We start from the raw sequence: 14,592 nt of genomic DNA on the forward strand, positions 1-14,592 counted from the left end.
TAAAATATTAAAAAGTTATCAACACGAAAACGATGTAGCTCAACGCAGGCTAAGGTTATAAGCTTTTGTTTATATAACTTTAACGTTGGAAGTAAAAATATAACGTATTAATAACACAAAAAATAGCTCTATGCGAACAATCAAACTTTTAGGTCTGTTGCTAATGCTGATGCCTCTAAGTATTTTTGCCCAGTCCACTGTAAGTGGAACGGTGATGGATAACAATGGTATGCCTATACCTGGTGTAAACATCTCAGTAAAAAATACAACAAAGGGGACAACAACAGATTTTGATGGAAATTACTCAATCGTTTTAGAAAACGGTGAGACTTTATCCTTTTCATATGTGGGATACAGAACCCAGAATATTACTTTCAATGGAAATAACACTAGCATTGATATAACAATGGTAGAAGATGCCGAAGCCTTAAGTGAAGTCGTTGTCGTCGGTTATGGTGACCAAACCGTCAAATCCATATCCGGATCTGTGGCTTCTGTGACAGAAAAAGATTTTAATAAAGGAAATATTGTCACTTCAGAAAGCCTGATTCAGGGTCGAGTTCCTGGACTCTCTGTTACAAAAGGCGGTGGACCAGGTTCTGGATCTGAAATCAGAATTCGTGGTGGATCATCACTTTTTGCAAATAACGCTCCATTAATTGTTTTGGACGGGTTACCACTAGAAAATAAAACAGCAGATGGAACACGTTCCATATTATCGAACATTAACCCTAGTGACATCGAATCCTTTTCGGTTTTAAAAGATGCTTCAGCATCTGCGATCTATGGTATTCGTGGAGCCAACGGTGTAATCATTATCAATACCAAAAGAGGTCGGGGTGATTTAAGTGTTTCTTTAGACATTCAGCAAAATGTCACAACGATAGATAATACAGTAGATGTATTAAGCGCTTCTCAATTTAGATCTTTGGTGAGAGAAAACTTTCCAGGTCGTTTAGCTGAACTTGGTAATGCAAATACCAATTGGCAAGACGAAATCTACAGAGATGCTAAGTCTTCTGATATTAATTTGAGCGTTCGTGGGGCTTTATTTGGGGAATTACCAGCACGTTTGTCTTTAAACCGTTCTGATCAAAGAGGATTAAGACGAACCTCTAAATTTGACAGAACTACCGCTTCTTTGTCTTTGAATCCTAGATTATTTGACGATCATTTAAAGCTAGGACTGAATGCTAACTACAGTAATGAAGACAACCGCTTTGCCGATGGTGTTGAGGGAAATGCCATTACCTTTGACCCTACTCAACCCGTGAGGGATCCAAATTCACCTTACGGTGGTTTTTTCGAATTTCAGGATGATGATGGTTCAGCATCATCTAATGTTCCTAGAAACCCTGTAGCCCAATTGCTTCAGACTAGAAACGTAAGTAATGCGGATAGAGTGTATGGAAACTTAAATTTAGATTATAAATTTCATTTCTTACCTGAACTCCGATTTGTCGTAAATGCTGGTTTAGACAGAACTGAAAGTGAAGGTTCTTTAACAAGACCCCGAACCAGTGCGCTTGGAGTGAATGCAGAGGAAGGTGAATTTATCGGTAACGAATCCAGGTATTCTAATACACTTACCAACTCCTCACTAGACACTTATTTTGTTTATGAAACTGAGTTCGACGAGTTTGGTGTCAAAGCCACCGCAGGTTATTCTTATCAAAAATTTGAAGAAGAAAGTTTTACCACCAATGAAATACTTGATCCTAATGCTCAGGAGCCTAGAACAATTATAGAAGATGATGTTGTTTTATTAGGTTATTTTGCTAGGGCTAATTTTAGTTTTAAGGACAAGTATTTCCTAAATGCATCCATACGTAGAGATGGAACATCTAGATTTAATCCAGAAAATAGATTTGAGTTCTTTCCTTCCTTTTCTGGAGCATGGCAAATTAGTGAAGAGAGTTTCCTAGCCGATAGCAATGTCATCAACAGCTTAAAAATTAGAGCAGGTTGGGGACAAACAGGTCAGCAAGATATTGGAGAATCTTCTTCTGATTATTTAAGACGTTACCAATCAGGTTTATCAAATCAAAGATATCTATTTGGTAATACTCCCCAGGATCCATCACAACCAGTTACTATCGAACCGATTACCCCTTTCCAGCCACTTTATACAAATCCAGATATTAAGTGGGAAATTGTTACTGAAATCAACTTAGGGGTCGATTTTGAGCTGTTCGATAGAAGACTATCTGGTTCTGTTGATCTCTTTGAGCGTACCGCCGATGATTTATTATCTCCTGTTCCAGTAACCGATGGTGCTAACTTCTCAAATGAAGGTGTACAAAATATTGGAGAATTTGTGTCTAAGGGGGTTGAAGTTAACTTAGATTATAATGTCGTGAGGCAAGATGACTTGAATTGGAATGTCAATTACAACTTCACGGCGATCGATAGAGAAATCACCAGCTTAGCTTTTGGTCAGGATATCTTAGTCGGGGGTATATCTGGTGGTACTGGATCGAACATTCAAGTAATTCGAGATGGTGAATGGCCAAACTCATTTTTTACTTACGCTCAACTATATGATGATGCTGGACAGCCAATTGAAGGGGCTTATGCTGATCTCAATGGTGACGGCAATATCGACGAGAGGGATCGTTATGTTTCTGGGAAAGGTCAGGCGGATGTGTTAATGGGCTTTCAATCCAACTTAACTTACAAAAATTTCGATTTCAACTTTAACCTGAGAGCTAGTTTGGGAAATGATGTTTATAACAATGTCAACTCATCAAGAGCTCAATTATTAAACTTAAACTTAGCAGGAGCACCTCGAAATTTACCAATAAATGTTCTTGAAACTAACTTTTCAAGATCTGATGATGTTTTTCTATCTGACTATTATGTAGAGGATGCATCTTTTTTAAGAATGGACAATATTACTCTTGGTTATACTATAAGAGGTTTTGAAAGAGAATCCACTAGTCTAAGGTTTTGGATGGGTTTACAAAATGCTTTTGTGATTACTGATTATTCAGGGGTGGATCCTGAACTAGATTCTGGTGGCATCGATAATACGATTTATCCAAGAGGAAGAACCTACTTACTAGGAATTAATTATAATTTTTAAAATAATTACTTATGAAATTTACACACTATATAATTTTATTTTTGGTCGGTTCCCTTCTATTCACTTCCTGTGAATCAGATTTGGACATAGTGCCTCAAGACCCCAATCAAAGATTAGCCGATGATATTTTTGTATCAGTGGAAGCTTATGAGCAATCTTTAGCTGGTATCTACGCTAATTTAGCTTTATCCTCACTAACAGATCCTGGACAGTCCAATATTGGTGGCTTAGATCCTGGAACGGGACAGTATATGCGTGGTTTGTTTAATCTACAAAACCTGGCTACCGATGAAGTTATTTTTACGTTTGAAACCGATGCTGGTATTGCTGGGATACAGAGAAATACTGCTTCTCCAGAAAATGTACTTTTGAGAGGAGTGTTTTCCAGAGGGATGTTCTCTGTCGCTCTAGCTAATGAGTTTTTAAGACAATCTACGGATGAATTACTTCAATCTCGTAGCATCGGCTCTCCAGAAGTGATTCAAACCTATCGAGCAGAGGCCAAAGCTTTGAAAGCTTTATCTTACTATCACTTGATGGACTTATTTGGAAAAGCTCCCTTTTACGATGAAACCACACCTCCCGGCTTTACACAAGGCCCAGAATTGAGCAGAACCGAGCTGTTTGATCTGGTTGAAAGTTTACTTCTAGAAGCTAGGGAAGACTTACCTGAAGGTAACTCCGGAGATTATGGCAGAATGGACCAAGGTGTGGTTGATATGATTTTAGCCAAAATCTATTTGAATGCTGAAGTCTATACAGGAACACCTCGTTATGCAGAAGCTTTATCAAAGACGGAAGATGTAATTAATGCTGGATATACCTTAGTTGACGACTATCAGTTTAACTTTTTAGCTGATAATGCGACTAATGGTGCTCAAAACGAAATCATATTTCCAGTGGTGAACGATGGACAGACAGTTCAAAACTTTGGAGGGACAACAATTCTGATTCAAGGTCAGGTCGGTGCACAGGAACAAAACGGAGAAGATCTTGGTGTGAATCCAGGAGGATTTGGTGGTCTTTTTAGACTTCGTCCTCAATTCTCTCAGAAATTTACTTTGAATCCTTTATTCGAAAACGATTCCAGAAATTTGATCATAACAGAAGACCGACCAATCGAATTGGACATTCCTGATCCTAATACTGGTTACATCACCACTAAATATTCCAATAGAACTTCAACAGGAGGCTTTGGAAGTGATAGAACCTTTACCGATACTGACTTTCCTATGTTTAGATTGGCTGATGCCTACTTGATGTATGCCGAAGCTCACCTCAGAGGTGGTGGCGGAGATCTTAATACAGCTGTAGGTTACGTGAACGCTTTGAGAGAAAGAGCATTTGGGGATACCAGTGGAAACATAACAGGTGCTCAGTTAACATTAGATTTCTTAATCGATGAGCGTTCAAGAGAATTGTACTGGGAAAGTCACAGACGCCAAGACTTAATTCGTTTTGGCTTATACACTGGAAATCAGTATATTTGGTCCTTCAAGGGTGGACCTTCTACGGGAACGTCTATTGATAATTTTAGAGCGCTATACCCTATCCCGACCGCCAGTTTAGCAACCAATCAAAATTTAACACAAAACCCAGGTTACTAATATTAAATACTATAGTTATGAACACAAAAATTTTAAAATTGATGATGGTGTTTTTTGCAATAGTTGCATTTAACGCTTGTAGTGAGGATGATAAGATAGAATTCACTACCCAAACCCCACCCGATCAGATTGCGTTTACCAACGACTTTTTGAGCGAGTATTTATTAATTCAAGAGACAGCCTCTAACAATGCAGAGCGTTTCGTATGGGAGGCTCCAGATTTTGGAGTACCGACTCCAGTTACTTACGAACTTCAGGGTTCTACTGATTTTGAATTTACAAGTCCTGTAGTTTTAGCAGAAACTTCTAATACACAAGCTTCTGTCACGGTTGGACAGATGATTAGTCTTGCAGAAGCAGCTGGCTTAGACCTGGATCCAGAAACAGAAAACCCTGAGAGCGGAGAAGTATTCTTTAGAGTAAGAGCCGCCATTGGAACAGAAAATGCAGAAAATTCACCAGAAACCATTTCAGAAGTAACTACTATAAATGTTACCTTAATTTCTTCAGGTGGACCAGAACCACTACCTGTTTTTCCAAATCTTTACTTGGTTGGAAATGCAACTGCTGCAGACTGGAATAACAACAACAATAACTTTCCACTAGTAAGAGATCCTGAAAACGAGAATGTATTTTCTTACACCGGAAAATTCCTTGGTGGGGATACAAATGAGTTCAAACTAATTGAAAACAGAGGAGCTTCGCAACCTCAATGGGGATTAACAAATGGTGAACTAGAAACTAGTGAGGATATCGAAGGTCAACCTGATGTATTTTTTAATAACGAGGGTGAAGGTTATTATACGTTGGAAGTAAACACAGAAGAAAAAACTTATAGTTTTGAACCTTTTGACGAATCAAGCTCTGAAACTTATTCTACTATAGGAATTATTGGCTTTGGAACTACGGGAACTGATGAGGGTTGGAATCAAGACATCGATATGACCCAATCTACATTTGATCCTCACATCTGGTACATTTCGGAAATAGAGTTGTTCAATGGTGAAGTCAAGTTTAGAGCTGAAAATGACTGGGAAGTCGCAAACTGGGGCTCAAACACTGAATTTTCAGGTTTTGGAGATTTAGGAGGTGCTAATATTCCTACGAGAGCAGCAACTTATGAAGTATGGTTTAATGACCTAAATGGTCACTATATCCTAATTCCTATTCAGTAATTTTGAATAATAATTAAGGCTATCTGTTGCAGATAGCCTTTTTTATATCCTAATCTCATGAAACATCTATTACTTTTAGCAAGTGTTCTCTTTTCCATGCTGACGCTTGCACAACAACAAAATGGAAACTTTACGGTTTCTCCTCCTACCTTCGATCAGGATGAGGAAATAACGATCACTGTCTCTGGAATCGATCCAGCCCTATGGGGCGTAAGCGATGTCTATTTTTGGGCCTGGTATCAAAACTCTGGGGGACAAGAATTCGATTCACCAACTAATGGTGAGTGGACCAACTCTAATGAAGCTCAAAAAATGACCGCTAATGGTGATGGTAGCTTTTCTTTCACATTTACCCCAACCGAATTATACAACTCTACCGATATTGTTGAAATCGGGATGTTGGCCAAGGCTAAGGACGGAACGGGTGATAAAAAAACTCAGGACAATCGTTTCCCTGTAGGAAGCTTTCAGGTCAGCCTTCAAAGTCCTTCTGAAATGACGACCATAATAGATGCTGGTCAGCAGCTCGCAATCGAGGCTACCGCTAGTCTGGAGGCTAATTTTGTTCTCACTCAAAACGGCACTACTGTGGATACCCAAAATGGAGTATTGTCTTACACAAATTCTGTCACGATTTCAGAAGATTCCGATTTTATATTAACAGCTACTGAACCGAATTCAAGTGAAGTTTTCGAATTTGAATTCAATGCAGTATTAACCCCAGATGTCACCATTGCACCTGTACCAGCAGGGGCAAGAAATGGAATTAATTATGACATCAGCAATCCCAACGAAATCACGTTAGTCCTCTATGCTCCTGAAAAGGAATTTGTTCATCTCATCGGAAACTTCAATAATAACGACTGGACTATAGATAACACCTACTTACTGAATTTTGATGATACTACCGATCAGCATTGGATCACCTTGAGCAACTTTAGTGTTCCAGAAGATGATTTCTTATTTCAATATAGTGTTGAAGCCAGTCTGGTGGTTCCAGATCCTTATTCTGAACTTGTTTTAGACCCCTTCAACGATCAGTTTATCGATGAATCTACTTTTGCTAGTCTTCCCGCTTATCCTCAGGGCCAGACAACAGAACTGGTGAGTTGGGTGAAGCTCAATCAACCTAACTACGACTGGCAAGTGGAGAATTTTACTAAACCTGCTCAGGAAGATTTGGTTATTTATGAATTACTGATTCGCGATTTTGATCAAAACCACAGTTTCCAGTCGGTCATCGACCGCTTAGACTATTTGGAAGATTTAGGCATCAACGCCATTGAATTAATGCCTGTAAACGAATTTGATGGTAACATCAGCTGGGGGTATAATCCTGCGCTTCATATGGCTTTAGATAAATACTACGGCTCACCAGAGGATTTTAAAGCTTTTGTAGATGCCTGTCATCAACGCGGTATTGCTGTGATTCTGGATGTGGTGTTTAACCACGCTACTGGCCAGCATCCTTACTACAGAATGTATAACGACTGTGGAGGCTGTTACAACGGGCAAGCTACTGCCAACAATCCGATTTTTAATCAAAATGATCCTAACACGGCGTTTCAATTTTTCAATGATATCAATCATGAATCCACAGCGACTCAAGATTATATGGATGCGATTAATCAATTTTGGATAGAAGAGTATAAAATTGATGGTTACAGATTCGATTTCACTAAAGGTTTTACCAATACAGTTGGTGACGGCGGTGGTTACGATCAATCTCGAATTGATCTCTTGACCAGAATGTACAACGATATCCGAAGCTATGACCCTGAAGCTTATATTATTTTAGAGCATTTTGCTCCAGATTCTGAAGAAACCGTATTGATCAATCACAGAGCTACTGGAAATTCTGAGGAACCGGGAATGCTGGTCTGGGGAAATGTCAACTTCAATTACAACCAGGCGACCATGGGTTATGATAATTCTAATTTTAACAGAGTCGCAGCTCAATCCAGAGGTTGGACTACGCCATCTGTGGTAGGTTATATGGAAAGCCACGATGAAGAACGCTTAATGTACAAAAACCTTGAGTTTGGAAATGGAAGCGGCGCTTACGATGTTACAGAATTGCCAACAGCACTCGATCGATTGGAATTGGCGGGAGCGTTTTACTTTACGATTCCTGGTCCAAAAATGATCTGGCAGTTTGGTGAACTAGGCTATGAATTCAGCATTAACTATTGTGAAGATGGCACCATTGACGATGACTGTAGAACCGCTCCAAAGCCTATCCGCTGGGATTACCTTGATGACGCTAACCGGACTGATGTTTACGATTTTTGGTCCAAATTAATCGCTTTAAAAGCCAATGAGCCAATCTTCAAGACCGATAATTACACCTTAGAAGTCGCTGATGACTTTGAAAAGAAAATCTATCTGGTAGACGACAATGCTACCGGAGATGAGCCCAAATATGTAATCATCATTGGAAACTTTGGAGTTACCGAGCTAACAACTCAGCCGTTTTTTCAGGAAGCCGGTAACTGGTTTGATGTGGTTACTGAAACCTCAATTGAGGTGACAGATACGGCAATGAGCGTTACCTTAGCTCCAGGAGAATTTAAGATCTATTTTGACCAACAACCCACTTTAAGCATTGATCAAATATCAGAATTAAACTACAGCTTATATCCTAATCCAGCCAAAGACTTTTTCTCTATTTCTAATAAAGTAGATAGCGTTCAGGTATTTGATATCAATGGTAGGTTAGTGAAAGATTATGCTGGAGGGTTTGAAGCGAATCATCGCTTTAGTTCAGAAAACCTTAGTGCTGGATTATATTTTGTAAAATATACAAGCCAGCAGCAGTCTCAAACTCAAAAATTAATCATTCAGTAATTTCGTTTATTTTAGTTAACCCAAAAGACCTCGGATATGATTCGAGGTTTTTTTTTAACACCCTCCTCAACCCTCCCTTTAGGGAGGAAGTTTTAATACTATCCCTTTGTGAATATCATTTTGGTGTCACTTTGTAGTCAATGAGTCTTGAGTCAATTAGTCGTGAGTCGTGGGTCCTAAGCCTTGTCTCTAAGAGTTTTGAATCAAATAAACAAGACATCAAACTTTATGAGAACATTAAAAGCTTCTCTTACCTATCCCCTTGAGGGGATGATAGGGGTGTTTAATTTATTACTCCATTAAGAACACCCTCCTTAGTCCTCCCTCAAGGGAGGAACTTTAAAACCTATCCCCTTGAGGGGATTATAGGGGTGTTGTATAGTTTTATGAGTGAAATAGTCATGAGTCAATTAGTCAAATAGTCTTAAGTCTAATAGTCTTGATTCTAGTAGTCTTGATTCTAACCGTCTTATTACCAAAAAACCCCGAGTCTAAACTCAGGGTTTTTCAGTAAAAAGTAACTTAACTTTACTTCACCACTGGAAGGACAATTTTAGAATCGCCAAAAATCGTATGGGTATGGGTTTCAAAATCCTCTTCATTCGCTTCGAAGATATTATCCACGTATTTTTGTGGATTTCTATCGATGTATGGGAACATCGTGCTTTGGACCTGAATTTGTAGCTTATGTCCTTTCTTAAAGGTGTGGTTGATGTCTTGTAAAGCAAACTCAACGCTTGTTTTTTGGTTAGGCACAAATGGCTTAGGATCAGAGAAACTTTCTCTGTAACGCCCTCTAAAGACTTCACTCCTTACCATCATGTGGTAATTGCTCATTCTTAAATGATCCTGCATTTCTTCAGAATCTTCTGCATCTGCGGGATACACATCGATAATTTTTACAATCCAGTCTGCTGCTGTACCCGTCGTGGCGACTTCCAGGTCGGCAAGCACTTCACCAGATAGCTTCATGTCTTCTTCTAACACCTCAGTTTCATAGACCAACACATCTGGACGTCTGGCCGCAAATCGCTGATCATCAGTCATGAATTTTCTTGGCGTGAAGGTGACTTTAATATCTTCCGTAAAAGGAACGGGCTTTGTAATATCACTGACGAATTTATTTTCAAACTCAGCATCCGCTTCCATGCTTAAGCTTTGGTTATCTCCCAGAAAAAATTCAGTTGCTGTAGCATTTTCTGGTGGCCACACTTCATATTTATCCCACTGCCTGGCGCCAGTATCATAAACCGTCGCTTCGGCAGCATCAAACTCACCTTCTCCTTTTAGGAAATGGTTGAAAAATTTGGTTTCGTAATTCACCTGAAAGTTTTCAGACAAATTATCACCAAAATACACATTACCTACAGCTTGTCTTTCTCTTAATCTCGCCCAGTCGCCGTGACTCCAGGGTCCAAAAACCATGGCATTAAAGTTATCGCTGTTATTTTCTAAACTTTTATAAACTTCAAACGGACCGTAAAGATCTTCAGCATCAAATAATCCACCCACAGTTAGAACAGCAGGCTCAACATCTTTCATGTGTTGAACAAGTCCACGCTCCTGCCAGAATTCATCGTAATCTGGATGCTCTTTTAACTGCTGCCAGAATACATTATCCTCTCCATAGTATTTATCAAGATTGGATAACGGACCAATATCTAAAAAGAATTGATAAGCATCTTTGGTGCCGATATCTGGAATTTGATACCAGGACTCTGTCGTAGGCCCTTCTTTATCATAACCAAAGACTGCTGTCGCAATCCAGTAGCTCAACAAGTAAGCGCCATTATGATGAAAATCATCAAAGTAAAAGTCACCGATAGGCGCTTGAGGAGAGGCCGCTTTTAGGGCTGGATGGTCAGACAACACCGACATGGCCGCATAATGGCCTGGGTAGGAAATTCCCCAAGTACCTACATTACCATTATTGTTATCTACATTATTGATCAGCCATTCGATAGTATCGTAAGTATCGGAGGCTTCGTCTGACTCTTTACGTTTTTTCTTAGGGATATAGCCTCGCATATTATCGTAAGTACCTTCACTCATCCAGCGTCCACGCACATCTTGATAGACGATGATATTTCCCTGCTCCATCAGGAACTTGTTGGGTCCAATTTGCCGTCTAAACTTATCCTCTCCATAAGGTCTAGAGCTATAGGGTGTGCGTTGCATCAAGATAGGATACTCCTTGGTTTTGTCTTTTGGCGTGTAGATCGTCGTGTGCAATTTCACACCATCTCGCATTTCGATATTGACTTCCTGCTTGTCGTAATTGGCTTTGACATCGTATTGAGCCATCACGCTGGAAACCGCGCAAAGCAAAAATAGAAGTAAGCCAAACTTAAAATGTTTCATAAGTATAATTTGAGTTTGATTTAAGACTTAAAAATACGGTTTTGGTTTAAAACCCCAAGGCTATAATTACTCAGGTTTTCTTAAGTTGAATTTGTTAAGGTTGGCTTGTTGGCTATAGATACATTTCTTAAAGTTAAGAAGTAGCTTCAATCAACAGTTTTGAGGGATAATCTACTGAAGTCGGCGAGTAATAAACACTTCTTTTTAATATTTGATCTTAATCCAGTTGATATAACACTCCAAACACAGGGAAGTCGATAAAGTTTTTAAGTGGGTTGCTGATCTCAAATCCGTCCCTATCTTCAAAATTGAAATCATCAGAATAATAAGAAGCCAGATTTGTGAACCGCAAAGAAATCCACCATTTTGACTTTAATTTCATATTGAAACCCAGGTCAAGGTAAGCATCGAAATATGAAGTATTGGAATACCGATTGGACGTCAGGAAATTTTGATCTACACCCGACTGAGCAAACAAGGCAAAAAGACCATTAAGAGGAATATAGTATCGCAGGTAGGGGCCAAATTGATAATTGGTAAACGTATTCGCTAAACCAGTTTGTTGAGTGTCGTAAGATAAGTACCCAACTCCTGCATTAAACCCGGCCAGAAGGTTTTTTGCTAAGCTATAATTGATACCCAAATTTAGCTCAGCTTTAAACGCATTTTCAAAAGTAGCTTCTTGCTCAAGAGTCAAGGAGTTGTCTGCAAGCGCTAAATCTGCCCAAGAAAAGGACAATCCCGTTTGTGATTCCACGAGCCATTTTTCGTTCTCGAAAACGCCTGGAGATTGAGCTTGAATTGAGAAGGTTAATGGGAATTGGATAAAACAAATCCATAGAATATATCTTAAATTTATAAAATGACTTAGAACTGATGAAAACTTCATAAAAGAGTATTATTTAAAACATATATTAATTGAAAATAAAAATTAAACTAACTAAACATTAGTGTCCGATAAAATTTTACAAAAAGTTTAAAGCTTAACATATAAAATGTTATCAGTCTTTTTTCAATTTATAGATCTTACTATTTTCTTTTCCGAAATAGTTGACAAGAAGATTGATTATGATTCAATAAAGTAGTTGATTATCAATTTTATAAACTCAAATTCTTAGTTCTTAAGTCTATCAGCGTAGCGGTCTTTTATCTTAGTCGGATACGACTACTAGCTAATATAATTCCAAATCGTTTTGTCTTTAAATAGGGCTCTGTAGGTCAGATTGATCATTTTATGCTCTACCAATTGAAAGTTAGGATCCGCATTGATAACGTGATGCGCATAACTACGAGCAGTTTTTAAAATTTGATTGTCTTTGACTAAATCAGCGATTTTTAAATCCAGCACACCACTTTGTTGAGTCCCCATCAGATTACCGGGACCACGAAGTTTTAAGTCTACCTCTGCGATCTCAAACCCGTCGTTGGTCGCCGTCATGGTTTCCATACGGGTTTTACCGTCGGAGCTTAACTTTTTACCCGTGATGAGTACACAGTAGCTCTGCTCTGCTCCTCGCCCAACCCGACCTCGTAACTGATGAAGCTGAGATAAACCAAATCGCTCAGCGCTTTCGATAATCATTAAACTGGCATTAGGCACGTTCACCCCTACTTCTATCACTGTCGTCGCTACCATAATCTGTGTTTTACCCTGGACGAAGCGCTCCATTTCGTACGCCTTGTCTTCGGGTTTCATCTTACCGTGAACTATAGAAATCTGATATTTGGGTTTTGGAAATTCACGCTCAATACTAGCATAACCATCCATCAAGTCTTTATAGTCGAAATTAGCCGATTCTTCGATCAATGGATAAACAATATACACCTGTCGGCCTTTATCTATCTCATCTTTGATGAATTTAAAGACTTTGAGACGATTGCTATCATAACGATGGACGGTTTTAATTGCCTTACGACCAGGTGGTAATTCATCAATAATCGAAACGTCCAGATCGCCGTAAAGACTCATCGCTAAAGTTCTGGGAATGGGCGTGGCTGTCATTACTAATACATGAGGAGGTAGTGAATTTTTCTTCCAAAGCTTCGCTCTTTGTGCCACTCCAAAGCGGTGTTGCTCGTCGATCACCGCCAGGCCTAAGTTTTTAAACTGAACAGTATCTTCAATTAAGGCATGGGTTCCAATTAAAATATGCAATGTTCCGTTCTGAAGACGTTCGTGAAGAACTTTTCGATCTTTCTTTTTGGTAGATCCTGTCAAAAGTTCAACCTCAACACCAATAGGATCACAGAGTTCTTTTAACCCTTCATAGTGCTGAGTCGCCAAAATCTCTGTAGGAGCCATTAGACAAGCCTGATAACCATTATCAATCGCCATCAACATGGTCATCAAAGCCACTATGGTTTTTCCCGAACCCACATCCCCTTGCAACAGTCTGTTCATTTGCGCATTGCTTCCCAAATCTTTTCGTATTTCTTTCAACACCCGTTTTTGGGCATTGGTGAGTTCAAAGGGGAGCACGGACTTATAAAAGGTATTGAAATAATCTCCAACCTGTTGGAAGGTAAATCCCTTGATTTTGATTTTATGAACTGCATTTTTCCGTAGCAGTTGTAATTGAATGTAAAAAAACTCTTCAAATTTTAGTCTGAATTGTGCTTTTCCTAAAAGCTCTGCTGACTGGGGGAAATGCACATTGTGTAGGGCTTCGGTTTTGGACAGTAACTTTAAGTCAGACATTACATTGTTGGGTAAGGTCTCCTGAAAAGTTTTGGACTGCTCCAATAAGCCAAAAATCAAAGTACTGATCACACGATTGGAAATACCGCGTTTGCTCATTTTTTCGGTAGAAGGATACACGGGTTGAAGCTTGATTTGAGCTTTAGTTTTAGCCTTTTCCAACTCCTCTATTTCTGGGTGCGGCATTGAAAAGCTACCGTTAAAATAATTCAGTTTACCAAAAATGACATAGGGTGCATCGATTTTTAGATTTTCTAAAATCCACTTGTGCCCCCGGAACCATACCAATTCTATAGATCCGGTGTCATCCTCAAATTCGGCAACCAAACGTTTGCCTCGTTTCATCGGTACTGTTCGAACATTGGTAATCTTACCAATAATTTGAACTTCTGCTGAAGAATCTTGTAACTCTGCTATTTTATAAAATCGGGACTTATCGATATACCGAAAAGGAAAAAACTGCAGTAAATCCTGAAACCTATGTATACCCAACTCCGTTTTCAGCAAATCGGCACGGCCCGGACCAACGCCTTTAAGATATTCTATTGGGGTTTGCAGGGTTTTGGAATCCATAAAACGAAAATACTATAATTCGTGAAAATTTAGCCTTTTTCCAAATGCCATTCTGCCTGCCCGACTTGACTCGTTCAGGCGGGCCTGCCCGTCCTCTGGCGGGAAGAAATGAAAAATCTATTCTACTAAAGTTCTTGAGATTCCCTGCATGCAGGGGCATGTCAGCCAAACTAAAAGCAAAACCTTATAAATGAAGATTCCTCGTCGAAGCTGAAGAAGCTTCTCTGTCGGAATGACATCAAAAAA

7 protein-coding genes are annotated in these 14,592 nt (G+C 39.2%); 4 read left to right on the forward strand and 3 right to left on the reverse strand.

The features are described 5' to 3' along the window. Positions 1-130: 130 nt before the first annotated feature. From F598_RS0111530 to F598_RS0111545, 4 genes are read left to right on the forward strand one after another with little or no spacing between them, the layout of a single operon-like run. The gene (locus F598_RS0111530; protein ID WP_026302684.1) at positions 131-3,085 is read left to right on the forward strand and encodes a SusC/RagA family TonB-linked outer membrane protein; all 2,955 of its coding nucleotides are present in this window, start codon (positions 131-133) and stop codon (positions 3,083-3,085) included. A gap of 11 nt (positions 3,086-3,096) precedes the next feature. Further along, the gene (locus F598_RS0111535; protein ID WP_019039215.1) at positions 3,097-4,692 is read left to right on the forward strand and encodes a RagB/SusD family nutrient uptake outer membrane protein; all 1,596 of its coding nucleotides are present in this window, start codon (positions 3,097-3,099) and stop codon (positions 4,690-4,692) included. Between the two features lie 17 nt (positions 4,693-4,709). Next, on the forward strand, positions 4,710-5,867 hold the full coding sequence (locus F598_RS0111540) for a SusE domain-containing protein (protein WP_026302685.1): 1,158 nt from the start codon (positions 4,710-4,712) through the stop codon (positions 5,865-5,867). Between the two features lie 57 nt (positions 5,868-5,924). Continuing rightward, complete coding sequence (locus F598_RS0111545; protein ID WP_026302686.1) at positions 5,925-8,714, forward strand: alpha-amylase family glycosyl hydrolase; 2,790 nt, start codon at positions 5,925-5,927, stop codon at positions 8,712-8,714. Positions 8,715-9,242: 528 nt separating this feature from the next. On the opposite strand, the gene F598_RS0111550 is transcribed toward F598_RS0111545, so the two are convergent. From F598_RS0111550 to recG, 3 genes are all read right to left on the reverse strand, one after another. Beyond that, a complete protein-coding gene (locus tag F598_RS0111550; protein WP_026302687.1) occupies positions 9,243-11,075 on the reverse strand; it encodes a CocE/NonD family hydrolase in 1,833 nt (610 codons plus the stop codon). Between the two features lie 217 nt (positions 11,076-11,292). Further along, entirely contained in the window at positions 11,293-11,964 is a 672-nt protein-coding gene (locus F598_RS0111555) for an outer membrane beta-barrel protein (RefSeq protein ID WP_019039220.1), read from the reverse strand. Positions 11,965-12,243: 279 nt separating this feature from the next. After that, a complete protein-coding gene (gene recG, locus F598_RS0111560; RefSeq protein ID WP_019039221.1) occupies positions 12,244-14,346 on the reverse strand; it encodes an ATP-dependent DNA helicase RecG in 2,103 nt (700 codons plus the stop codon). Between the last annotated feature and the right edge of the window lie 246 nt (positions 14,347-14,592).

This window comes from Psychroflexus tropicus DSM 15496 (genome assembly GCF_000378765.1).
GTDB classification, from domain to species: domain Bacteria; phylum Bacteroidota; class Bacteroidia; order Flavobacteriales; family Flavobacteriaceae; genus Psychroflexus; species Psychroflexus tropicus.

Bases quoted from the DNA above. Each gene is read 5' to 3' on its own strand.
- F598_RS0111555 (WP_019039220.1), bottom strand. From the start codon at position 11,964: ATGAAGTTTTCATCAGTTCTAAGTCATTTTATAAATTTAAGATATATT.
- F598_RS0111535 (WP_019039215.1), top strand. From the start codon at position 3,097: ATGAAATTTACACACTATATAATTTTATTTTTGGTCGGTTCCCTTCTA.
- F598_RS0111540 (WP_026302685.1), top strand. From the start codon at position 4,710: ATGAACACAAAAATTTTAAAATTGATGATGGTGTTTTTTGCAATAGTT.
- F598_RS0111550 (WP_026302687.1), bottom strand. From the start codon at position 11,075: ATGAAACATTTTAAGTTTGGCTTACTTCTATTTTTGCTTTGCGCGGTT.
- F598_RS0111545 (WP_026302686.1), top strand. From the start codon at position 5,925: ATGAAACATCTATTACTTTTAGCAAGTGTTCTCTTTTCCATGCTGACG.
- F598_RS0111530 (WP_026302684.1), top strand. From the start codon at position 131: ATGCGAACAATCAAACTTTTAGGTCTGTTGCTAATGCTGATGCCTCTA.
- recG (WP_019039221.1), bottom strand. From the start codon at position 14,346: ATGGATTCCAAAACCCTGCAAACCCCAATAGAATATCTTAAAGGCGTT.